Genomic DNA, 23,505 nt, shown 5'->3' with positions numbered 1-23,505 from the left:
TTGATACGTGTATTGATTATCGACGATCACGAGATGGTGAGGCTGGGATATTCGGCCTATTTGTCCATCCAAGATGACATTGAAGTAATAGGGGAAGCGGAAAATGGCTTAATTGGCTATGAAATGGCCTTAGATTTGCGCCCAGACATCATTTTGATGGATCTGGTCATGGAAGTCATGGATGGCATTGCTTCGACAAAAGCGATACTGAACGAATGGCCCAAAGCAAAAATTATCATCGTTACCAGTTTCATCGATGACGAGAAAGTCTATCCGGCATTGGAAGCTGGGGCTTCCAGTTACATGCTGAAAACTTCTTCAGCGCATGAAATCGCAGACGCGATCCGTTCGACTTATCACGGCGAGTCAGTCCTGGAGCCAGAAGTGACGGATAAAATGCTGGAGCGCTTCTCGAAAAGAAATATCCGGCCGTTGCATGAAGAGTTGACCGCCAGAGAGCGGGAAGTATTGCTGCTCATCGCGCAAGGTTACTCCAATCAGGACATTGCCGACCAACTGTTCATCACACTGAAGACAGTCAAAACGCATGTATCCAACATTTTGACAAAATTGGAAGTGGATGACAGAACCCAGGCTACGATTTATGCATTCAAGCATCATCTGATCCAGTGACTTTGAGCAAAGTGTTATAAAATGATGCTTCCTTATGATAAGATGATTATGATAGAGAGTAGTGAGGGGGGCAGGCTGATTATCCGATCAGCGACTAGATGAAAATAGAGATCAGTGAACGCGCACAAAAGTGGTTTGAACAGGAAATGGGCATTTCAGGCAAAAAAGGGGTTCGTTTCCTTGGGAAAGTGTATGGCAGTAGCCAAATACATGAAGGGTTCTCGGTTGGGCTTGATGTGGATGAGCCAGTATCTCCGATTGGAAAAGCCGAGTACAATGGCATTTTATATTATGTAGAGGATGCGGATGATTGGTTCTTTAATGGCTATGACCTGCAAGTCGGTTTCGATGAAAATCAACGCGAACCGGAGTATAACTTCATCGCACAAAATAAAGAGGATAAATGAAAAAGAGGGCATTGGATTTTTGATCCAGGCCCTCTTTTTGTGTTCAGTTCAGGTTTTCAGGTTCAGACGCCCATAATGACGGGAACAATCATAGGACGGCGCTCCGTTTTTTCATACAGGTAAGGCTGAATGGCGTTCGTAACCGTGTCCTTCAATTTCTTCTCGGTTACAGCATCAGGGCTCTTCAACAAAGAAAGAACATCCTGGCGGACGATTGCTTGTGCTTCATGGATCAAATCGCCTGATTCACGCATATAGATGAATCCCCGCGAAAGGATGTCCGGCCCCGCCAATAAATCTTTGTTGCGGAAATCGACGGTCAATACCACGACTACAAGGCCATCCTCGGAAAGGACACGGCGATCGCGCAGGACGATGTTCCCGATATCACCGATGCCTTTTCCATCCACATAGACGTCCGTTGCCGTAAAGCTACCGGCGCGTCTCGCCGACTCAGCCGTCAAAGCAAGGATTTCCCCATTATCGGATATGAAGCAATTCTCGGTTGGAATGCCGACTGCTTCTGCTAATTCTGTATGAATCTTCAGCATCCGGTACTCTCCATGGACAGGCATGAAGTATTTTGGTTTCATCAAGGTCAACATCAACTTCTGCTCTTGTTGCCCACCATGTCCGGAAGTGTGGACGTTGTTTACTTTACCGTGAACAACGGCTGCCCCAGCTTCCAAAAGCAGGTTGATGACGCGATTGACACTGGTTGTGTTGCCCGGAATCGGTGAACTTGAGAAAATGACCGTATCACCCGGTTGAATGGAAATCTGTCTGTGTGTGCCATTAGCAATCCGGCTTAATGCAGCCATCGGTTCGCCTTGCGATCCCGTACACATGATCAGAACCTTATCCGCAGGAAGGCTATTCAATTCACGCGTGTCGATGAACAGATCATCCGGTGCCACGATGAAGCCTAATTCTCTAGCCGTACGGAAGTTCGTCTCCATGCTGCGACCAAATATAGCGATTTTCCGGTCCGTTTCGAGCGCGACTTCAGTGACTTGTTGCAATCTGTAGATATTGGACGAGAAGGAAGCAAAAATGATTCTTCCCGAAACTTTTTGAATGATGTTTTTAAGGGATTGACCAACAATTTGCTCAGATTGGGTAAATGTTGGTGTTTCCGCATTTGTGCTGTCGCTCAGAAGTAAAAGCACGCCTTCTTCACCGATTTTAGCCATCTTATGGATATTTGCCGGTTTTCCGTTTGCAGGTGTGAAATCGAACTTGAAATCTCCTGTAAACACAATGTTACCAGGAGGAGTCTTGACCACGATCCCCATAGTGTCCGGTATGCTGTGCGTTGTTCCGAAGAAGCTGATGCTGGTTTTACGGAATTTGATGATTGAATCTTCATTGATTTCGTGCAGGATAGCATCCCTGAGCAAGCCGTGCTCATCCAGTTTGTTGCGGATCATGGCGAGCGCCAGTTTGCCTGCATAGATAGGGACATTCAATTCTTTCAAAAGAAACGGGACACCACCGATGTGATCTTCGTGTCCGTGAGAAATGAACAATCCTTTGATTTTGGATTGGTTTTGCACCAAGTAACTGTAGTCGGGTATCACATAATCAATGCCAAGCAAGTCATCTTCCGGAAACATGATTCCGGAATCAAGAATGATGATTTCATCCTGGAATTGTATGCCATACATATTTTTGCCGATTTCCCCTAAACCCCCGAGGGCAAATACACCGACTTCATTATTTTTTATGTTAGGTTTCATACATTGAACTCCGTGATTTTAAAATTCGGATCTTTTTGTTCGTATTCTAAATGGCTGCCTTCCAAAGGTTGAATGAATTCAATGTTGTAAGGGGTATTTTGTTCAACTAATCTTCTGGCTATTACGATGTCTGATGCCTCCACGTATAGAGATTCCGTGTTCTCTCTGGTAGGTGCATCAAATTTTGCTGGTTGGTATGTTACTTTAAATATCATATAGTTCACTCCATTTTTCTTATTGTTTTTGATAGTACTGTACTTAAAAATTACAATCTTAGTTTGTTAACTTGGTCAATAGTTGTATTTTTTCATACAATCGGTACTATAAGTTTACCACAATTAAGGCAGTTAGTATAGAAATGACTGGCAAAATCATTTTTGCAGAGGTGCAAGCCTTTCCAATAGTAAGGCAATTCTCTTTTGTTTTTTTTAACGAAAGCAATCAATATTTTTGTAGACTTAAACACAGTAATTGGCTAGACTGGATACAGAGGGTTTGGAAGGCTGGACAGAAAAACGAGAATGTTTTTTTTTTGCCCTGAAGAACCCCGACGAATCGTTTTTATTAAGGTAGGTGTATCGAAATGTCTTTAATTTGGCGTTATATCAGTCGATATAACAAATTATTTTTATTAAATGTCTTGGGAGCTTTTGGCTTTGTGCTTGTGGAATTGGGATTGCCCACGATGCTTGCGGGCTTGATCAACGAGACGGTTGCAGGTGGCGGAAAAGGGAATATTTTGCGCACGACTGCGGTTATGGTCGGCTTGGCCTTGATTGGTTTTGTGGGCAGAATCATTGTCGCCTATGCAACGGGCAGAATCACTACCAACATGGTAGCGGATATGCGCAATGACATGTACCAAAATATCCAGACTTTTTCCCACGAAGAATATGATCGCATCGGCGTTTCATCATTGGTGACGCGGGTCACCAATGATGCCTTCATCCTGATGCAATTCGCCCAGATGTTGCTGCGTATGGGGTTGATGACCTTCATTATGATGTTCGCAAGCGCATTTATGATAGCGCGCACGAGTCCGGACTTATCGATTATCTTGTTGCCGGCTTTTCCGGCATTGCTTGTGATGATCATTGTAATCGGCAAAAAATCACAGCCGTTATCTGAGGCGCAACAGCAAAATCTTGATGACATCAACGGGAATTTAAGGGAATCGCTTTCCGGTATGCGTGTCATCCGGGCCTTTGTACAGGAAGCTTTCCAAGCTGAACGTTTTGAGGGAGTCAACAATGCCTACAGCGTGGTTTCAAAAAAACTCTTCCGCCTGATGGCCTGGAATCAACCTGTGTTTTCTCATGTCATCAATCTGATCATCATCGCCATAATGTGGTTTGGTTCCGAGCAAATCGAGGGAGGCAGCCTTCAGCTGGGGGACATGACAGCTTTCATCGAATACAGTTTCCATGCCTTATTCTCGTTTCTGAATTTTGCGGTCGTCTTCATGATGTACCCACGGGCGTCGGTTTCCGCAAAGCGGATCCAGGAAGTGTTGGACACTGCCAGCAGCATTTCCCCGAACGAAGAAGGGATTACGGAAACCCTGACGCATGGTTATCTGAGCTTTGAAGCAGTCAGTTTTGCCTATCCTGGGAACACTGACACCCCGGTGATCAAGGATATTTCCTTTTCGGCTGAACCTGGACAAACGATCGCTTTCATCGGCAGCACAGGGAGCGGCAAATCGACGTTAATCCAGTTGATTCCGCGTTTTTATGATGTCACAAAAGGGCGCATCCTGCTTGATGGGCATGATGTGCGCGATTATAATCTGAAATCTTTGCGCAAAAAAATCGGCTTTATTCCGCAGAAGGCCTTGCTTTTCACCGGAACGATATCCGAAAATCTTCGTTACGGGAAATGGGATGCCTCAAAAAAAGAAATCGAAGAAGCTTCCGATATTTCCCAAGCCAAGGAATTCATAGCGCGCAAACCGAAACGTTTCGATGAACATTTGGCGGAGGGTGGAAGCAATCTTTCCGGCGGGCAAAAGCAGCGCTTATCCATCGCCAGAGCCATTGTCCGCAAACCGGATATCTATATTTTCGATGACAGTTTCTCGGCATTGGATTACAAGACGGATGCGACCTTGCGCGCGCGGCTCAAAAAAGAGACCGGAAAAGCGACAGTCATCATTGTGGCCCAACGCGTGAGCACGATCATGCATGCAGATAAGATCATTGTAATGAATGAAGGTGAGGTCGTCGGTCAGGGGACCCACAGAGACCTGTTGCGGAATTGTGAAATCTATTATGATATCGCGTCCTCGCAAATGAGCAAGGAGGAACTCGCATGAAAAAAGTGGACAAAAAAACGTTGCTCCGGGTATGGGATTACCTCAAATTTTACAAAATGAAGTTCTTCGGCTCGATCGTTTTGAGCATAGCGATGACGATACTGAACGTACTGGAGCCTTTCATCATCGGATTTGCCATTACCGAAATAGGCAGAAATGTATCGGATATGTTGAAAGGCGTGGAAGGTGCCGGCATCAATTACGATTATTTATCGAAAGTGCTGGTCATCTATTTTGCTCGGGCACTACTTTACCAAGCTACGAATCTCTATTCGCAATTATTCATGACCGATGTCGTTCAAGATGCTATGCGTGATTTGCGCAAGGATCTGAGCGATAAACTGAACCGGCTGCCGATTGCTTACTTTGACCGCAACCAATTCGGTGACATATTGAGCAAAGTGACAAACGATGTTGATTCGATCGGCAATGCGCTGCAACAATCGTTGCTGCAGGTGCTGAATGCCGTTTTGGGAATCACCTTCGCGCTCATCATGATGTTTGCGATCAGTTGGAAGCTGGCTCTCACCATGGTCGTGCTGATTCCGATGGCCACCATCCTTTCCAAAAAGATCACGCTGCTGTCGCAGCCGTATTTCCGTGGGCAAGCGAAATATCTCGGGCAGCTGAACGGGTTTGTCCAGGAATCGCTGACCGGCTTCTCCATCATCAAGCTTTACGGCAAAGAAGGGGATGCTTTCGATGAGTTCCATTCCATCAATGAATCCCTGACAAAGAATGGTTTCAAGGCGGCTTTCATTTCCGGATTACTGTCACCGGCTGTGGCACTCGTCACCAATGCTTCCTATATCATCATAGCTGTGCTCGGGATTCTGCAAGCGATGGCTGGAGCGATGACGATCGGTAATGTGCAGGCTATGGTGCAGTACGTCTGGCAAGTGAACCAGCCAATCTCGACGATCACACAATTATCGGCCATCATCCAATCGGCTGCTTCTTCCATCCAACGCGTCTTCGATCTCCTTGATCAAGAAGAAGAGGTGCAAGCAGAAGTGAAAATGAGTTTGCCGAAGGAAATCCGCGGAGATGTCACTTTTGAAAATGTCTCCTTCAGCTATGACAAAGAAGATCCACTGATCAAAAATTTCAACATCGACGTAAAAAGCGGCGAAACAGTGGCTATCGTCGGTCCGACAGGCGCCGGCAAGACTACGATGATCAATCTCTTGATGCGCTTCTATGAGGTGGATTCGGGCTCCATCAAAATAGACGGTTATGACACGAAAGATTTGACTCGTGCTGATTTGCGCTCCCAATTCGGCATGGTGCTGCAGGACGCTTGGCTCTACAAGGACACGATCACAGGGAATATCCGTTTCGGAAAACTGGATGCGACCTTCGAAGAGGTAGTGGATGCGGCGACCACAGCCAATGTGCATCACTTCATCCAGACTTTGGGTGCAGGCTACGATACGGTCATAAACCAGGAAGCCTCCAATATTTCCTTGGGGCAAAAGCAATTGCTGACGATCGCCCGCGCTTTCATCGCGGATCCTAAAATCTTAATACTTGACGAAGCGACTAGTTCCGTAGATACTAGATTGGAAGCTTTAATCCAAAAAGCGATGAAACGCATCATGCAAGGCAGGACCAGTTTTGTGATCGCGCACCGACTTTCCACCATCCACGACGCTGATTTGATTCTCGTTATGGATCAAGGTGAAATAATCGAACATGGCAAACACGTAGAGCTACTGGAAAGAAAAGGATTTTATTACGATTTGTACACGAGTCAATTCAAAAATGAGGCAGAATAAGAGGAGCAAAAAATTTGGAAAACAAAAAATTCATTTTCTTTGATATCGACGGAACATTGCTGAACGATGAAAAGATGCCGCTTGAGAGCACTCTCCAAGCTTTGCGCCAACTGCAGAAGAATGGGCACGAAATCGCGATCGCGACGGGACGGAATCTATTTTTGGCCCAAGAGGTCATCGATACGTTCCAATTGGACAATTATATCGTTTGCAACGGTGCTGCAGGTTACTTCAAACATGAACTCAAGTATGAAAACAAATTGGATCTGAATGCATTTGAAAAATTGCTGCAGATTTCCGATCAGAGTGGCCATCAGATTGTCTACGAATCAGCGCATGCTCTGGCTCGTCGCCACGAATCGATTGAGAACAACGCAACTGAAGCGATGCAAAGCATCGAGTTCGATGTCCCTGACCATGATGAGGCTTTTTATCTGAACAATCCGCTTTATCAAGCACTCTTGTTTTATAAAGAAGAAGAGAAAGCAATCTATGAAGACGGCACTTTTCCGGAATTCCGCTTTGTGCGCTGGCACGATGCCGGTGTCGATGTGTTGCCGAATCCGGGATCAAAAGCACAGACTGCCCTGTGGATGGCGAAACATCTGGGCTTTGCGCATGAAGATACAATAGCTTTCGGTGATGGAAACAACGATTATGAACTCATTTCCAGCGTCGGCTATGGGGTCGCAATGGGCAATGCGGTCGATCCTGTCAAGGATGTCGCCAAATTTGTCACGAAAGACTGTAATTCAGGCGGAATTGCCTACGCACTTGAAAAATTAGGCTTGTTATAGAAGTGAAAATAGGGTATCATATCATTCATAAGGCGTTTTTGCCGAACGTCGTTGATACCCTGTTATTTCGGGGGCGTAGCTCAGTTGGGAGAGTGCTTGACTGGCAGTCAAGAGGTCGTGGGTTCGAGCCCCATCGTCTCCATCATGTAAAATTAATAGACCCTAGAAGCGTTGATACAGAGCCATTTCTGTATGTTTCTAAGGTCTGTTTTTTTGTTTTGAGCATGTAATTGACCATGTAATGCTAAAAGTTCACGTATGCGGCAAATTTATCTGCCGTTTCGCCATAGGAGAAACGGAAATTGCTGCCATATTGCGGCCGGGACTTTTGTTTGAAAAAGGCAGGGGTTAAGTCGCCCATCAAGTGATAATATGAGGAAGAGGTGAAATGATGAGAAAGACAAAATATTACATAACCACGAGGGCGAATCGGAAAAATTTCCTTTTGAAATACGGCGACTGGATGTTTAAATACGTCCCGGAGAGCAGAGCCTGGGAATCATCCGATTATTGGTACGAAGAAATCATCATGAATGACTTTGCAGATTTCGAGGAAATAACCGAGGAACGCGCGAAAGAGATAATCGCGAATGGCGGCGTCTTTCAAATTTAATTTTAAAAATGAGTATCTAATTTTTGTGTGCAAAATAAAAGGAAACAGAATCACAGGCAGCATCAATGGCATCCTAATATTGTAGAAGTAGGCAAAAAAACTGTTGTCCTTCTTTCTCAAACGCTTCGACAACGGGTGGCGGATGTTTTGTTTAAAATCGACATCCGGTACGGAAAAATAAGCGGAAGGTTTGTTATTACTCATGGGATTACGAGGTCCATCAATAGAAAAAAGCACCTATTCTTTACAAGGAGAAAGGTGCTTTTTTCGTTTCCGCATATCTTTGTGCAGATTGGATGTTTTGTCCGATATCAAAAAATGAGAGAGAAGAAAAGTAAGCACTGCAAACGTTAGCATGCCAGAGCATAAAGTTTAGGTGCCTTTCACCAAAAGCGATGTAAACGCCGCAAAAAATTCTCTCGATTGGCTTGGGAAAATCCATGGTAAAACCAGCCTAAACCGCTGTTTTGGAGCTGAAACGCTCGCTAGACAAGTTATAGGTGTTCCCAGAGGCTCGTTACTTCAATGCCGATGTAGTTCACCTGTTTATTTTTTCTTTTTTTTCAAATACTCCGCACGTATTTTTTCAAGTTGCTGCTTTTTATCAAATTTGGCAGGCGTCTGTTTTTCATGATACTTCGTCACAGATGCCTGACCTTTGTAATCCAATTGATATTTCCCCACTTTGTTCACCTACTTTTCTTGTCCTTAAAGAGAATCTCTTCAACAAATATATTATACCGTATTTTACTGAAGTAAACCTTATTACTTTATTGTCGCTGAATGTTATGAATTCGCTCTACTGAAGACTGAACTGGAGCGGATGGGCATATGGGATAACCCGAGCAAGATTCGGTATCAAAATGAGTACGACAACCACCAGGTACCGAGTGCGCCTATCTTTCTCAAGTGCTTCGACTGCGGGTAGGCAAATGTTTTGATGAAAATCTATATCCGTTACGGGAAAAAAGCAGTAGGATTGTTGTTACTCATGGGATTATTTTCAATGCGCATGTGCAGATGAGTGTCCAGGAGGTCCATCAATCAGAAAAGCACCACGAATTTATAAATACACGATTAAAACCAACGCAGACAGCGAATTTTTCGGTGTCTGCGTTGGTTTTATTTCCATCCGTGTTGATTAAAATATCAACTGATATTTTTAAGTGATTAGTCTATGTCGTCCGTCGGTTTATTAAACACATATACATTCAAATCAACGGAGTTATCCGTTACACTTTTTGCCATAATATGCATACCTTCACACATTAATTCCTCTCCCACAAATATTGGTGTTACGCGATAACGAACAACTGAGCCATGTTGAATAGCTGTCTTAACAATATCTTCTGCAGCAAAATACATTGTTGGATAATTAGCATTGCGGTATAGAGTGACCAGATTACGCCAGTCTTCTCCACTTCCGCCCAGTACATCTGCTAACAGATGCCCTCTATTAAGTTGTTCTGGGTTGCCTGCGTTCTGCTCACTTTTTTTCCATCCAGTTGGCAGTATACGACCGTCGGCATCTGTGCCGGTGTCATACATATTAGGTGTTACCATAGCATCCATGGTCGTCACACGATTCCAATTATCTAAATTTCCATACACAGCCCATCCTACACCGTCATACTTTAACTCTGCTGCTGTAAAGGTACTGTTTCCAGCATTCAGTATTACTTCATCTACCCCAGTGTATAGCGGAACGTCTGCTGCTGTTAAGATAGCAGAATATGATTGTTCTGGTGTATCCACTGTTGCTTCAACAGAAGTGGAATTTTGGAGGTCTGAATCTGAAGAAACCTCAGAATCCATTTCTTTTATAGACTCAAATTCTATTTCTGGATCTATTATGCTAGTGGATTCGATTATAATTGATTCTTTCTCTTCAACTTCGAAGCTAGATATTTCGTATGTTTGACTCACTTGTTTTTCTGTTTTTGCATTCGATGGATCGATGCTCACCACAATGGAAAAAACAATAGCGGGAATAAGCAACATCCCTAAGAGGTCGAAAAAAGGATTATTATTATTTTTTTTTGACATATATCTATCCTCCTTTCAATTACTATTTCTATCTTAACATCGCAGATAAAAATTTTCCTTAGTATAATTGCTATTTATATATATTAATATTAAACTATGATTATAACGGTAATGTGTTTGTTATAAATTCTTAATAAAGGAGTAATGAAAATGAAAAAGATTATGAAATTATTTGGCGTATTACTTGCTTCTGTCTTTGTTATTGCTATTTTCCAGCTAATATCCCCCGTGCTTTTAATAATTTTCGGATATGGTATTTGGCATTACATGAAAAAGACTCCCAATCCTAAAAAAATGAAACTCGCTATTGTTGGTACGGTCATCAGTTTGTTTGGTACCTTCGCATTAATGACATCTGGAGAGGGAAGTACTGCCTCAGAATCAACGTCAAAGCAATCCCTAGTAGAGACTGCATCTACGAAGGGAAATACGGAGAAAGAACTTGCAGCAGAAGAAAATGCAAAAGCAGAATCAAATCAAAAAAAATTATTGAAAAGTGCCACTGCCGCGATTACTGTTGCTGATTCATGGCCATCTCGATCTAATTTTGAGACTGCCACAAAAACCTTAGATAAAGTAGATGAGCCTTCCCAAGCACTTCAAAATAAATTGAAAGCTATTGAGGAAGAAGTAATTCGAGAAGAAGAAAACATAAGATTAGCGGAGGAAGCAATAGCATCGGCAGAAGCAAATTTAACGGGTGAATCAATTGAGAATGCAAAAACCTATTTAGCGGTTGTCGTCACCCGGCAAAAGGACTTTTCTTCACGTATATCTAGCGTAGAAAGAACTATTGAAGAGCAGGCTGCTCAAGCAGAGGCTGATAGAATCGCTGCAGAGCAAGCTGCTGCGGCTCAAGTAGAAGCTGATAGAATTGCTGCAGAGCAAGCTGCCGCAGCCCAAGCAGAGGCAGATAGAGTAGCAGCAGAGCAAGCAGCGGCTGCCCAGGCGGAAGCCAACAGAGCGGCCGCAGCTCCACAACAAAATTATGGGCAGGTTGTTTTAATTACTCCAACTGGTTCAAAATACCATAATCATAAATGTGGAAATGGGACATACATTGAATCGACAATGGACCAGGCTCTATCATTGGGATTAGAACCGTGCTCGAAATGTTATTAAGTAATAAAATGTTCCGTTGATGAGTTTAGTTTAATAAGTTGGCTTTAGGATTTTAATTCACACTAAATAATCTTCTCCATCACATTACAAATTTAACCTTCAGAAGCGTTGATAGGACAGTTTTCCTGCGACGCTCTGAAGGTTATTTTTTTATGTTCACGCCTATTTCCGCTACATTTCGTTTGGAATATCCATGTGTCATGACAACGAATGCTTTTGGCAGGGCTTCCAGATTCAAAAAGTTGTTGACATTATTCCCCGCAGAACGTAATGTGTGAATAATATATTATGTTGGATGAAGAGAGGATGAGAATTCGGGTGAAGAAATCGGTTTTGACTTTCCACAATGCCAAGCAGAAAAATGAGCGTCTCACGATGCTGACTGCTTACGACTATTCCACTGCCAAACTGATTGATGCTGCAGGGATCGACTCAGTATTGGTTGGCGACTCGCTGGGGATGGTGATGCTGGGGTATGAAGACACCCTATCGGTAACGATGGAGGATATGATCCACCACACGAAAGCTGTCGCCAGAGGGGTAAAGGATGCGTTGGTCGTAAGCGATCTGCCGTTCATGTCCTATCAGACCTCCGTCTATGACGCGGTCTCCAATGCAGGCAGGCTGATCAAAGAAGGCCGGGCGCAGGCAGTCAAACTGGAAGGCGGCCTTGAAGTCTGCCCGCAGATCAAGGCGATCGTGGAAGCTTCCATACCGGTCATGGCGCATATCGGACTGACGCCACAATCCGTCCATGCTTTCGGAGGATTCAAAGTACAAGGTAAAGATGAAGAGGCTGCGCGCAGCTTGATTGAGCAGGCGAAAGCGGTGGAAGCAGCAGGAGCTTTTGCGGTGGTGCTGGAATGCATCCCGGCCAAGCTGGCCGATCTGATCACAAAGAGCATCTCGATTCCGACAATCGGCATCGGCGCAGGAAACGGCTGCAACGGCCAAGTGTTGGTCTATCAGGACATGCTGGGGCTATATTCCGATTTCACACCGAAATTCGTCAAGCGCTACGCGGAGATCGGACCGCAGATGCAGACAGCCATCGAGGGCTACATAACCGAAGTGAAAAGCGGCGCGTTTCCGGCAGCGGAGCACACCTTTGCGCTGTCCGATGCGGTCATCGAAAAATTATATTAGAGGAGTAACCACGAATGAAGATTGCAGCAACGGTTGAAGAAATCCGCAGTACCGTGAAGGCCTGGAAAAAGGAAGGTTTGTCGGTCGGCTTCGTACCGACGATGGGCTATCTCCATGAAGGCCATCAAAGCTTGATGCAGAAAGCCGTCAGCGAAAACGATCGGGTGGTCGTCAGCATTTTTGTGAATCCGATGCAGTTCGGCCCATCCGAAGATTTGGAAAGCTATCCAAGGGATCTGGAAAAGGATGCCTCCTTGTGCGAAGCCAGCGGAGTGGACCTGATTTTCCATCCCGAGCCGAAAGAGATGTACCATCCCGATTTCAGCAGCTTTGTTGACATGCATGGTCTGACGGAGAGCTTGTGCGGAAAGAGCAGGCCGGCTCATTTCCGGGGCGTCTGCACAGTCGTGACAAAGCTGTTCAACATCGTGCAGCCGGACCGCGCCTATTTCGGACAGAAGGATGCCCAACAATTGGCGGTCATCCAGCAGATGGTCCGCGACCTCAATATGGACGTCACAGTCATCGGTTGCCCGATCATCCGGGAAGCGGACGGATTGGCGAAAAGCTCGCGCAACAGTTATCTGTCAGCGGATGAGCGAAAGGCAGCGTTGGTGCTGAGCCGGGCGCTCGAAGTCGCGAAGCAAATGCTTGCGGATGGCGAGCAGGATGTTGCCAAAATCCTCAAGGCCATTTCGGAAACCATCCAAGCGGAACCGATGGCAAAGATCGATTATGTGGAGTTGGTGGATGCGCGTACGCTGCAGCAAGTGGATAGCGTCGAGCAACCTGTATTGGTGGCTTTGGCAGTCTATATCGGAAAAACGCGTCTGATCGATAATTTTATCACGGAATAAGTGGGGGGAAAAACAATGCAACTAAATATGCTAAAAAGTAAAATACACCGCGCCGTCGTTGTCCAGGCGGAGCTCTCCTATGTGGGCAGCATCACTGTCGACAAGGACTTGCTGGACGCCGCAGGACTGATCGAATATGAGAAGGTCCAGATCGTCGACATCGACAACGGGGCCCGGTTCGAAACTTACGTCATCGCAGGCGAACGCGGCTCGGGCATGATCTGTTTGAACGGTGCCGCTGCCCGTTGCGTTCAGGTGTCCGACAAAATCATCATCATGGCTTACTGCATGATGGATGAACAGGAAGCGAAGGAACACAAACCGCTGGTGGTGTTTGTGGATGAGCAGAACGCCATCACAACAGTAACTAGATATGAAGAACACGGCAGACTCAGCATGTAGGCTGTCCAGATAGCAACAAAAAGAAGCGCAACCGCATTGGGTCCTATTGGATCGATGCGGTTGCGCTTTTCCTATCTCACGGATTGCAGCGTAAATTGAATATCTTTGATGGAGAGTTGAATTTTTTCGTATTCTTCATCATCCAGCGGCAAGGGAATCTGTTTCTCCAAGCCGTTCCTTCCGATGATGCAAGGCATACTGAAGGCCGCTTCGCCATGGCAGTTGTAAAAGCCGTCGACGGTTGCGGTCACAGGGAAGATGCTTTTCTCGTCCAGCATGACCGCGCGGGCCAAGGCTGCTGCGACTTCCCCGATGCCTGAATTAGTCCAACCTTTCCAGTTGAAGACATCGGAAGCTGTGTGCACCACTTCTTGGCTGACGAATTTTCGGTCCAATGGTTCCGCAGGGTCCAATAAGGCATCACATTGGGGAAGGGTGAGCGCACCCACAGTCGTGCTGCTGAAAGCCGGGAAGGCGGTGCTGCCGTGTTCTCCCATGATATAGCCGTTGACGTTCTTGGGATCGACCTGATAGTGGGCAGCAACAATCTGACGATAGCGGAAAGTATCCAAAGTCGTTCCGGTGCCGAAAATCTTGCCTTTCGGATAGTCGAACTCATTTTCGGCGATATAGGTAATCGTATCGACCGGATTCGTTATCAGGATGATGATGGCGTCTTTTGTATGTTCGGTGATGCTGGCCATGATCTTGCGAATTTCAACGGCATTCTCTTTGCCCATCAATGCTCTTGGGGGCATCGCCTCGCCCGGGCGAGGCTTCTCGCTGACGCCCGCGGAAATGATGATGACGTCCGCATCGGCGCAGTCTGCATAGTCGCCGGCATAGATTTTGCTGTTTGTCCGGTAGCTGGCGGCCAGCGCATGGCGGTGGTCCAATGCTTCTCCTCTTGCCGTTGCTTCATTGCTGTCGATCAGGACGATGTCGGAAAATAGGTTGAGGTGGCTGCAGTCGGTCAATACTTGCGAACCGACATGGCCGATACCTATGATGGCTAATTTTGTTTGGATCATAAGTCACATTTCCTTTCGTTTTGAGATATTGTCATGAATGGCTTGGTGCATGTCTGCTACAGAATAGAAGGTTGGCTCCAGCACCACTTTTTCATCTTCCGGTTTCCGGCGATGGTTGTACCACAACGATGTCCACCCAGCAGTCTGTCCGCCGATGATGTCCGTTTCGAAGGTATCCCCGATGAAGAGCAGCTCATCAGGGTTCGCTCCCAAAGCCTCCTGCACATGCGCGAAAGCCGCTGCGTGGGGTTTTGGATAACCGATTTTTTCGGAAATGAAGATGCGCACTGGCGGCACCCATCTCTCCAGTCCCAACGCGTTAAACTTTTTCATCTGGTGCTTTTCAGGGCCGTTTGTGAAGACCGCAATCGGAATGTTCTGACTTTTCAGCTCATTCAACAGCTGCCCGATCCCTGGGCTTAACGTGATTTCTGCTTGCCTTTTTTGGTAGGTTTCCTGGAAGTGCATGGCCTCTGCGGTAGTGAGCGTAAGACCCAAGTCGGCAAACGTATGCTGTGTGCGCATAATGTGGGACTCGGCCAGCGTCAGATTCCCGTTGGAGAACAGGTCGAAGGCGGTATCGCAATGCTCGCGGAAAAGAGCAAATGTGGCTTCGTCGTTGTAGCTGGTCTCCAAGCGGTAATTTTCCAACGCTCGGAAAAACGGACTTGCTGTGTCGTATAAAGTATCGTCCAAATCGAATAGAATAGTAAGCATTATTGAAGTAGTTCCTCCCTTTGGTTGTTGCAGTCAGTATAGCATCCGAAACCGGTTTTTTGAAATGGGAAAAATAGGGAAGGCGCGCCAAGATGCACGGCAATGGAATTGGCTGCTCAAATGGCGGGGCAAAGCGCTTTTTGTTGCAAATTAAAAATCAGTACAGTATAATAACATACAATAATGTCATACGATCATACAATAATGGAAGAGGCTGCGAACATCAAGAGTAAAATGCCCGTTTGAAAGGGGTGTTCGCCGAAATGCAGCGTTTGCTGTGTTGGGGTCAGGGTTAAGAATCCTGACACTGTCAGAACGATTTGCCCAAAATCGTTTGTGGAGTACTTTCGGTATTGCGGGCAGAAGGAAGCTGGATTATAGGGCCTTTTGCTTTATAGTCTATTTTTTTGCACAAAAACGGACTGAATTATCGTTGTTATGACGCTCTATGGGTAGAAAGGTGGATAAAAAGCGGCCGTATAAGAAGGGTTATTTGTTATTATTTTTGAGCAGTTAAAAAGGACTATATACATTAGGAGGAAATAGAGATGACAGTAAAAACATGGAAAAAAACAATGGCGGCATTGACAGGCTTGTTTATTTTGGCGGGTTGCGGTAACGGAGCCACTGATGATTCATCCGCGGCTAATGGTACAGCGGATTCTGAAACATTCACGGTTGGAATGGAAGCGGGCTATCCTCCTTTCAACTGGACACAAAATGACGACAGCAACGGTGCTGTGAAAATCGACGGCGCTGATGGTTATGCAAATGGCTATGATGTTCAGATGGCACAAAAAGTGGCAGATGGATTAGGCAAAGAACTGGTCATCGTCAAGACGGAATGGGATGGCTTGGTGCCGGCATTGGTTTCATCCAAAATCGATGCTATCGTTGCAGGTATGTCGCCAACGGAGGAACGTAAAGAAGCGATTGATTTCTCGGATTCCTACTACACGACTGAACTTGTGATTGTCGTAAAAGCGGATGGCGCTTATGCAGATGCGACAGCTTTAGCTGACTTCGCGGATGCGAAAGTCACAGCACAGTTGAATACATTGCACTATGGCGTCATCGATCAGATCGAAGGCGTGCAAAAGCAACCGGCAATGGACAGTTTCACTTCCATGCGCGTAGCTTTGGAGTCAGGTACAATTGATGCTTACGTATCGGAACGTCCAGAAGCCATCAGCGCTTCAGCAGCCAATTCTGCATTCAAAATGATCGAATTGGATGAAGCGGATACGTTTGAATTGTCCGCAGCTGATTCAGAAATCGCAATCGGTTTGATTAAAGAAAGTGAATTGAAAGATCAGATCAATGAGATTTTGAGTGGCATCACCGAAGAAGAACGCATCCAAATGATGGATGAAGCAATCCAAAACCAGCCGTCAGCTGAATAATCAAGGCGGACGGAATATCAAAAAGGGGCATACATTAAATGGAGTTTAGTTGGGTTATCCGAATCATCGAAGAAAACTGGAGACAGTTTTTATCCGGTGCATGGACAACATTATATATCGCTTTAATCGGAACTGTAATCGGACTGGGTATCGGTCTTATGATCGGCGTCATCCGTACGATCCCGGTTGCGGAATCGGGCTGGAAAAAACACGCGTACAATGTGGTGAATTTTTTGCTGTCATGCTACATCGAAATTTTCCGAGGAACGCCGATGATCGTGCAAGCGATGGTCATCTATTATGGGGCGGCTTTGGCATTTGATATCGACATGAACCGCATTTTTGCAGCGTTGCTGATTGTATCGGTCAATACGGGTGCTTATATGTCGGAAATTGTCCGCGGTGGGATCATATCCATCGACAAAGGGCAATTCGAAGCTGCTCAAGCGATCGGGATGAATCATCTGCAAACGATGCGGAATGTCGTCATGCCGCAAGTAATCCGGAATATTCTGCCGGCTACAGGGAACGAATTCGTCATCAACATCAAAGATACATCCGTATTGAACGTCATATCCGTTTCGGAATTGTTCTTTACGACCAAATCGATTTCCGGGAATAACTTCCGTTATTTCGAATCATTCTTCGTGGCTTCAATCATTTACTTCGTCATGACCTTCACGGTGACGCGCGTCCTGCGTGCCATTGAAAGAAAAATGCAAGGTCCTGATAATTACCAGATGATGGGTGCAGGGCAAGACCAATTGACTACACCAGAATTAATGGCTCGCAAAAAACAAGCAGGAAGAGACAGAGCAAATTAATTGCCACAGGAGGAATCATTTGATGGAAAAAGTAATTGACGTACAGCATCTGAAGAAAAACTTCGGTCAACATGAAGTGCTGAAGGACATCGATTTCAGCGTGAATAAAGGAGAAGTTGTGTGCATCATCGGTTCATCGGGATCCGGTAAATCGACTCTGTTGCGCTGCATCAATCTGCTTGAAAAACCTACAGCGGGAGAAATCATCTACAACGGCGAAAACGTTTTGGATTCGAAGCATGACATCTTCAAGTACCGCAGCAAATTGGGGATGGTATTCCAGCAGTTCAATCTGTTCAACAACTTGGACGTGTTGCATAATTGCACGGTAGGGCCTGTGAAAATCCTTAAAAAATCCCAGCAGGAAGCCGAAAAGATCGCCATGGGTTATCTGGAACAGGTCGGCATGGGGAACTTCATCAACGCCAAACCGGATCAATTGTCAGGCGGCCAAAAACAACGCGTCGCTATCGCCCGCGCGTTGACGATGGAACCGGATGCGCTATTGTTCGATGAGCCGACATCGGCTTTGGACCCCGAAATGGTGGGAGAAGTATTGAAGGTCATGAAGGATCTTGCCAACAGCGGTTTGACGATGATTGTTGTGACGCATGAAATGGAGTTCGCGAAGGAAGTTTCCGATCGCGTCATCTTCATGGATCAAGGCGTCATCCTGGAGCAGGGAGCCCCTGACCTTATCTTCAATCATCCAAACGAAGCGCGCACAAAGCAGTTCCTGGAAAGATATCTTACAAAATAAAAACAAAGAAGAACGGTTCTGCAGTAGCTGCAGGTCCGTTCTTCTTTTTCATTTCCTATTCAATTATGATGACGTCGTCTTCAACGGCAAAAGGTGCTTGTTCATTGATGTGGTCGTAGAACATGACCCCGTTGAGATGGTCGATTTCGTGCTGGACCACGATGGCTATGTATCCTTTGTAGCGAGCCTTGTGTGTCACTCCTTCGGCATCCTGGTAAGATACCGTAATACGGCTATGTCTGACGACGAACCCTGGTACTTCGCGATCCACTGAAAGGCAACCTTCGCCACCTTTAAGGCAGGCACTTTCGATGGAATGGCTGACGATTTTAGGGTTGAACATCACTTTGGCCAATTCTGGAGGATCATCTTCATACTCCCCTGGTATCAATAGTGCAACGATGCGCTTGGAAACGTCGATTTGCGGAGCTGCCAAACCGACACCTGCGCGCAAGTTGAGTTGCTCGGCGATTTTTTCATCCTGACTGTTCGAAAGGAACTCCATCATTTCTGTGGCGATTTTTCGATCCTCTGCAGATAAAGGGAAAGTGACCAAGTCAGCCGACCTCCGCAATGTAGGATGACCTTCACGGATGATGTTATCCATAGTGATCATGCATGCATTCCTCCTTTTGCTGGTTTTTATATTGAAATGATTGGGCTAGCAAACTACAAAACACTTCACGTTACATAGTACACGTTTCGAAAAAAAAAAGCTAGACCGATCTTTTCCCTTGTAATAAAGAAGGGGTATGTGTAAAATAGGAAAATGAAAAAATGATTACACGACGGTGTGAGGTTTTTTTAACTTTATAGCGAAAGAAGAGATGATTTTTATGACAGTTGCTAAAGATTATATTGAAAAAGTCTATAAAAAGGTTGAAGACAGAGGCCCGCATCAAAAAGAATTTTTACAGGCGGTAAGAGAGTTGTTCGACACGATCGAACCAGCTTTAGAAAAGAATCCGCACTACATAAAATGGAATATCCTTGAAAGAATGGTAGAACCTGAACGCATCGTTTCCTTCCGTGTTCCTTGGATGGATGACAAAGGGGACGTTCAAGTCAGCAAAGGTTTCCGTGTCCAATTCAATTCAGCAATCGGACCATACAAAGGCGGTTTGCGTTTCCATCCGACCGTCAATGAAAGCATCTTGAAATTTTTAGGTTTCGAACAAATCTTCAAAAACAGCCTGACCGGATTACCGATTGGTGGCGGTAAAGGTGGATCTGATTTTGATCCTAAGGGCAAAACGGATGCAGAAGTGATGCGTTTCTGCCAATCCTTCATGACTGAGCTGCAAAGGCACATTGGTCCTACTTTGGACGTCCCAGCTGGCGATATCGGTGTTGGTGGACGCGAAATCGGCTACATGTATGGCCAATACAAACGCTTGAACGGCGCTGAGACAGGCGTTCTGACCGGCAAACCGGTAGTCATGAACGGAAGTTTGGCTCGTACAGAAGCGACTGGATACGGACTGGTCTACTATACACAAGAAATGCTGAAAGCGAACGGAAAATCGTTTGCCGGCCAAAAAGTGGTAGTGTCCGGAAGCGGAAATGTTGCCATTTATGCTATCCAAAAAGTTCATGAATTTGGCGGAACCGTTATCGCTTGTTCCGATTCCAACGGATATATCTACGACGAATCAGGTATCGATGTTGCTTTGCTTCAGGATATCAAAGAAGTTCGTCGCGAAAGATTGACTGCCTATGCTGCCGAAAAAGCGACAGCGGTATACAAAGATGGCAGCGTGTGGGACTTCGATCTGAACTACGATATTGCCTTGCCTAGCGCAACCCAAAATGAAATCGATAAAGAACAAGCTGAAAGATTAGTCAAAGCTGGTGTTTATTGTGTCAGCGAGGGCGCGAACATGCCGAGCACTTTGGAAGCTGTAGAAATCTATGCAGCCCATAACATTTTTTATGGGCCGGCAAAAGCAGCCAATGCAGGCGGAGTAGCGACTTCCGCGCTGGAAATGGCGCAAAACAGTGCCCATAGTCATTGGACATTCGAAGAAGTCGACGGCAAGTTGCAAGAGATTATGACAAACATCTTTAAGACAGCTGAAAAAACAGCTGAAGAATATGGCATACCAGGCAACTATTTAGCCGGTGCCAACATCGCGGCGTTTGTGCAAGTTGCCGATGCTATGATTTATCAAGGTTTAGTTTAAAATAAGTTTCAGCATAAATTTTAATATAAAAGGTTATTTCTTAATTGAAATGGCCTTTTTTCTTTGTTTTTGAGAGGAATGCACATGCGTTTTAATCCTATTTTCATAGTGACGAGATTGTGATTTCGTGAATGAATGGAATAGCGGGCTGAAAACCGCCAAAAAATAGCAAACTGGTTATGAAAAAGTACTGAAACTGGTTATCCTAAAAAGGGTAGTTATAATATAAAGACTGTTATACTTTTGAAAGCCTATTCCATCAATGATTTACAATTTTAATAGAAACAGTTTTCGTGAAGTTTTAATACAGAGTCTTTGTGTCTGATTGCGGCAATCTGTAAACATACATAACAATAATGAATCAATAAAAAAACACAGATACAAAAAGAATGTTCGTTACATACTGAACAAAACACTAATGTTAAACGCTTACAATTAAGTAGTAGCAGATATTCTGTGCACAAAATATGAAAACTTTCCTTTTGCCTTGCATATATCTCGGATGCGTGGTAAATTATTCATGTAACAACTGTGAATTGATACAGTTGAAATCATCTGTATAAACCTCATCGACAGAGATGAAATATCAAGGAATAGAGAGGAAAGTGTTAGCATGGCTACAAAACAAACAAAAATCGACATTGACGCATTATTAAGCAGCACGAACACAGATTTTCGCATGGTCCAAATCATGGATGAAGAAGGGAATATTGTAAACCCTGACCTTATGCCAGATCTTTCTGATGAACAATTGGTTCAATTCATGACAGATATGGTATGGTCCAGAATTTTACATGAACGTTCAACTGCATTGAATCGTCAAGGTAGATTAGGTTTCTATGCGCCGACAGCCGGGCAAGAAGCAAGCCAATTAGGAAGTATCGCAGCAATCGAGAAGGAAGATGTCTTGTTGCCTGGTTACCGTGATGTTCCTCAACTGGTCAAACACGGTTTGCCATTGACGCAAGCTTTCCTTTGGTCAAGAGGCCACGTGGATGGCAATAAATACGCTGAAGATATCAAAGCTTTACCACCACAAATCATCATCGGCGCACAATACGTGCAAGCTGCCGGAGTTGCGTTGGGCTTGAAGAAGCGCAACAAGAAAAATGTAGCGATTACATATACTGGTGACGGCGGAAGCTCGCAAGGGGATTTCTATGAAGGAATCAACTTTGCCGGATCCTACAAAGCACCTGCGATCTTCTTCATCCAAAATAATGGATGGGCGATTTCAACACCTCGCCACGTGCAGACCGCTGCTCAAACTTTGGCGCAGAAAGCTGTCGCTGCCGGAATCCCTGGTATCCAAGTAGATGGAATGGACATGCTGGCTGTATACGCTGTAACTAAAAAAGCAAGAGAATATGCTGTTGCAGGAAATGGCCCGGTATTGATCGAAACAATCTGCTACCGCTTTGGTCCGCATACCTTATCAGGTGATGATCCAACGCGTTACCGTGACACTGCTGAATTGGAAGGCTGGCAAGCAAAAGACCCATTGATCCGCATGCGCAAATTTTTGACGGCAAAAGGTTTATGGTCTGAAGAAAAAGAAAATGAAGTAATCGAATCAGTCAAAGAAGAAATCAAAGATGCCATCAAGGAAGCTGACCAAGCTCCTAAACAAAAAGTATCTGACTTCTTGAAGAGTATGTTCGAAGAACCAAACCAAACTATGGCAGAACAAATCGCGTACTACGAAGCAAAGGAGACTAAATAATCATGGCACAATTAACTATGATCCAAGCCATCACTGATGCACTTGCAATTGAACTTGCAAACGATCCAAACGTTTTGATCTTCGGAGAAGACGTTGGTAAAAACGGCGGTGTATTCCGTGCGACACAGGGACTTCAAGAGAGCTTCGGAGAAGACCGCGTGTTTGATACTCCTTTAGCTGAATCCGGTATCGGTGGTTTGGCATTCGGTTTGGCACTGGAAGGTTTCCGTCCTGTTGCGGAAATCCAATTCTTCGGTTTTGTATTTGAAGTAATGGATACTGTTGTAGCACAAGCTGCACGTACACGCTACCGTATGGCAGGCACGCGTAATCTGCCTATCGTTTTCCGCTCTCCTTTCGGTGGCGGTGTGCATACACCTGAATTGCACTCGGATAACTTGGAAGGCTTGATGGCTCAATCGCCAGGTTTAAAAGTGGTTATCCCTTCGAACCCATACGATGCAAAAGGGTTGTTGATTTCAGCTATCCGTGACAACGATCCCGTTGTCTTCTTGGAGCACATGAAATTGTACCGTTCATTCCGTGATGAAGTTCCTGAGGAAGCATACACTGTTCCTATCGGCAAAGCTGCCATCACAAAAGAAGGATCTGACGTGTCCGTCATCACATACGGCGCGATGGTCCGCGAAGCTATCAAAGCTGCAGAAACACTTGAAAAAGAAGGCATTTCGGTTGAAGTAATCGATTTACGTACTGTTGCTCCACTTGATGTCGAAACGATCATTGCCTCTGTACAAAAAACAGGCCGTGTCGTAGTAGTTCAAGAAGCGCAGCGTCAAGCAGGTGTGGGCGCGATGGTCATGTCCGAAATTTCTGAACGCGCAGTATTATCTTTAGAAGCTCCTATCGGACGTGTAGCTGCTCCGGATACTGTCTTCCCGTTCGGTCAAGCAGAAAACATTTGGTTGCCGAATGCTACTGATATCGAAAATAAAGTAAGAGAAACTTATCATTTCTAAGAGCTGAAAGCTTGAGCAAATACAATTCCA

Annotated in this window: 21 protein-coding genes, 1 tRNA gene, 1 pseudogene and 1 riboswitch; of the genes and pseudogenes, 16 read left to right on the top strand and 7 right to left on the bottom strand. The window is 45.2% G+C overall.

The features are described from left to right. On the top strand, positions 1 to 633 hold the full coding sequence (locus AC0J5I_RS14010) for a response regulator transcription factor (protein WP_086985367.1): 633 nt from the start codon (positions 1 to 3) through the stop codon (positions 631 to 633). Between the two features lie 98 nt (positions 634 to 731). Continuing rightward, positions 732 to 1,040 (top strand): HesB/YadR/YfhF family protein, encoded by a 309-nt coding sequence (locus AC0J5I_RS14005; protein ID WP_107995876.1) that lies wholly within the window; start codon positions 732 to 734, stop codon positions 1,038 to 1,040. Between the two features lie 62 nt (positions 1,041 to 1,102). Here AC0J5I_RS14005 and rnjA read toward each other — a convergent pair whose 3' ends face one another. Next, positions 1,103 to 2,779 (bottom strand): ribonuclease J1, encoded by a 1,677-nt coding sequence (rnjA, locus tag AC0J5I_RS14000; RefSeq protein ID WP_107995875.1) that lies wholly within the window; start codon positions 2,777 to 2,779, stop codon positions 1,103 to 1,105. After that, positions 2,776 to 2,994, bottom strand: coding sequence for a DNA-directed RNA polymerase subunit epsilon (locus AC0J5I_RS13995; protein ID WP_086628267.1), 219 nt, complete (start codon positions 2,992 to 2,994; stop codon positions 2,776 to 2,778). Before AC0J5I_RS13995 ends, rnjA begins: the two co-directional genes overlap by 4 nt. Positions 2,995 to 3,362: 368 nt before the next feature. Here AC0J5I_RS13995 and AC0J5I_RS13990 point away from each other — a divergent pair, with 368 nt between their 5' ends. The 5 genes from AC0J5I_RS13990 to AC0J5I_RS13970 all read left to right on the top strand — a co-directional run bounded on the left by AC0J5I_RS13990 (position 3,363) and on the right by AC0J5I_RS13970 (position 8,281). After that, entirely contained in the window at positions 3,363 to 5,093 is a 1,731-nt protein-coding gene (locus AC0J5I_RS13990; RefSeq protein WP_107995874.1) for an ABC transporter ATP-binding protein, read from the top strand. Continuing rightward, entirely contained in the window at positions 5,090 to 6,871 is a 1,782-nt protein-coding gene (locus tag AC0J5I_RS13985; RefSeq protein WP_475301124.1) for an ABC transporter ATP-binding protein, read from the top strand. The genes AC0J5I_RS13990 and AC0J5I_RS13985 overlap by 4 nt, the downstream gene beginning before the upstream one ends. Before the next feature lie 14 nt (positions 6,872 to 6,885). Next, a complete protein-coding gene (locus AC0J5I_RS13980; RefSeq protein WP_475301120.1) occupies positions 6,886 to 7,668 on the top strand; it encodes a Cof-type HAD-IIB family hydrolase in 783 nt (260 codons plus the stop codon). A gap of 69 nt (positions 7,669 to 7,737) precedes the next feature. Further along, positions 7,738 to 7,810 (top strand) — tRNA-Ala (locus AC0J5I_RS13975). A gap of 246 nt (positions 7,811 to 8,056) precedes the next feature. Then, on the top strand, positions 8,057 to 8,281 hold the full coding sequence (locus AC0J5I_RS13970; RefSeq protein ID WP_107995871.1) for a hypothetical protein: 225 nt from the start codon (positions 8,057 to 8,059) through the stop codon (positions 8,279 to 8,281). A gap of 546 nt (positions 8,282 to 8,827) precedes the next feature. On the opposite strand, the gene AC0J5I_RS13965 is transcribed toward AC0J5I_RS13970, so the two are convergent. Beyond that, positions 8,828 to 8,965: a hypothetical protein gene (locus AC0J5I_RS13965; protein ID WP_407433801.1), complete on the bottom strand. Its 138-nt coding sequence runs from the start codon at positions 8,963 to 8,965 to the stop codon at positions 8,828 to 8,830. 486 nt (positions 8,966 to 9,451) lie between these two features. Next, positions 9,452 to 10,327: a DNA/RNA non-specific endonuclease gene (locus AC0J5I_RS13960; RefSeq protein ID WP_475301111.1), complete on the bottom strand. Its 876-nt coding sequence runs from the start codon at positions 10,325 to 10,327 to the stop codon at positions 9,452 to 9,454. A 150-nt stretch (positions 10,328 to 10,477) separates the two neighbouring features. Between AC0J5I_RS13960 and AC0J5I_RS13955 the strand changes: the two genes are divergently transcribed. The 4 genes from AC0J5I_RS13955 (at position 10,478) to panD (ending at position 13,854) form a co-directional block, all read left to right on the top strand. Then, positions 10,478 to 11,449 carry a hypothetical protein gene (locus tag AC0J5I_RS13955; protein ID WP_475301107.1) on the top strand — a complete coding sequence of 324 codons (972 nt, stop codon included), beginning with the start codon at positions 10,478 to 10,480 and terminating at the stop codon, positions 11,447 to 11,449. A gap of 375 nt (positions 11,450 to 11,824) precedes the next feature. Next, the gene (panB, locus tag AC0J5I_RS13950; protein ID WP_475305737.1) at positions 11,825 to 12,595 is read left to right on the top strand and encodes a 3-methyl-2-oxobutanoate hydroxymethyltransferase; all 771 of its coding nucleotides are present in this window, start codon (positions 11,825 to 11,827) and stop codon (positions 12,593 to 12,595) included. A gap of 14 nt (positions 12,596 to 12,609) precedes the next feature. After that, on the top strand, positions 12,610 to 13,452 hold the full coding sequence (panC, locus tag AC0J5I_RS13945) for a pantoate--beta-alanine ligase (protein ID WP_475301103.1): 843 nt from the start codon (positions 12,610 to 12,612) through the stop codon (positions 13,450 to 13,452). Between the two features lie 15 nt (positions 13,453 to 13,467). Next, the gene (gene panD / locus AC0J5I_RS13940; RefSeq protein ID WP_086628237.1) at positions 13,468 to 13,854 is read left to right on the top strand and encodes an aspartate 1-decarboxylase; all 387 of its coding nucleotides are present in this window, start codon (positions 13,468 to 13,470) and stop codon (positions 13,852 to 13,854) included. 71 nt (positions 13,855 to 13,925) lie between these two features. On the opposite strand, the gene AC0J5I_RS13935 is transcribed toward panD, so the two are convergent. Together AC0J5I_RS13935 and AC0J5I_RS13930 are read right to left on the bottom strand one after the other, a co-directional pair. Further along, the gene (locus AC0J5I_RS13935; RefSeq protein ID WP_475301099.1) at positions 13,926 to 14,885 is read right to left on the bottom strand and encodes a lactate/malate family dehydrogenase; all 960 of its coding nucleotides are present in this window, start codon (positions 14,883 to 14,885) and stop codon (positions 13,926 to 13,928) included. A gap of 3 nt (positions 14,886 to 14,888) precedes the next feature. Then, positions 14,889 to 15,602 (bottom strand): HAD family hydrolase, encoded by a 714-nt coding sequence (locus tag AC0J5I_RS13930; RefSeq protein WP_475301096.1) that lies wholly within the window; start codon positions 15,600 to 15,602, stop codon positions 14,889 to 14,891. Positions 15,603 to 15,802: 200 nt separating this feature from the next. Then, a riboswitch (Lysine riboswitch) is annotated at positions 15,803 to 15,957 on the top strand. 193 nt (positions 15,958 to 16,150) lie between these two features. Here AC0J5I_RS13930 and AC0J5I_RS13925 point away from each other — a divergent pair. Together AC0J5I_RS13925 and AC0J5I_RS13920 are read left to right on the top strand one after the other, a co-directional pair. Then, positions 16,151 to 17,829, top strand: a pseudogene (locus AC0J5I_RS13925) (ABC transporter substrate-binding protein/permease). A 22-nt stretch (positions 17,830 to 17,851) separates the two neighbouring features. Continuing rightward, on the top strand, positions 17,852 to 18,589 hold the full coding sequence (locus tag AC0J5I_RS13920) for an amino acid ABC transporter ATP-binding protein (protein ID WP_107995861.1): 738 nt from the start codon (positions 17,852 to 17,854) through the stop codon (positions 18,587 to 18,589). A 55-nt stretch (positions 18,590 to 18,644) separates the two neighbouring features. Here AC0J5I_RS13920 and def read toward each other — a convergent pair whose 3' ends face one another. Then, positions 18,645 to 19,205 (bottom strand): peptide deformylase, encoded by a 561-nt coding sequence (gene def / locus AC0J5I_RS13915; protein ID WP_424899654.1) that lies wholly within the window; start codon positions 19,203 to 19,205, stop codon positions 18,645 to 18,647. A gap of 220 nt (positions 19,206 to 19,425) precedes the next feature. Here def and gdhA point away from each other — a divergent pair, with 220 nt between their 5' ends. The 3 genes from gdhA to AC0J5I_RS13900 all read left to right on the top strand — a co-directional run bounded on the left by gdhA (position 19,426) and on the right by AC0J5I_RS13900 (position 23,475). Beyond that, positions 19,426 to 20,772, top strand: coding sequence for an NADP-specific glutamate dehydrogenase (gene gdhA / locus AC0J5I_RS13910; protein ID WP_475301090.1), 1,347 nt, complete (start codon positions 19,426 to 19,428; stop codon positions 20,770 to 20,772). A 613-nt stretch (positions 20,773 to 21,385) separates the two neighbouring features. Further along, positions 21,386 to 22,495 carry a pyruvate dehydrogenase (acetyl-transferring) E1 component subunit alpha gene (pdhA, locus tag AC0J5I_RS13905; RefSeq protein ID WP_475301086.1) on the top strand — a complete coding sequence of 370 codons (1,110 nt, stop codon included), beginning with the start codon at positions 21,386 to 21,388 and terminating at the stop codon, positions 22,493 to 22,495. A gap of 2 nt (positions 22,496 to 22,497) precedes the next feature. Continuing rightward, positions 22,498 to 23,475 (top strand): alpha-ketoacid dehydrogenase subunit beta, encoded by a 978-nt coding sequence (locus AC0J5I_RS13900; protein ID WP_086985345.1) that lies wholly within the window; start codon positions 22,498 to 22,500, stop codon positions 23,473 to 23,475. Positions 23,476 to 23,505: the final 30 nt, after the last annotated feature.

This window comes from Trichococcus sp. TS_SC_9, assembly GCF_056156325.1.
Note: the sequence above shows the minus strand (reverse complement) of the source record. Positions and strands in the feature narration are given on the sequence as shown.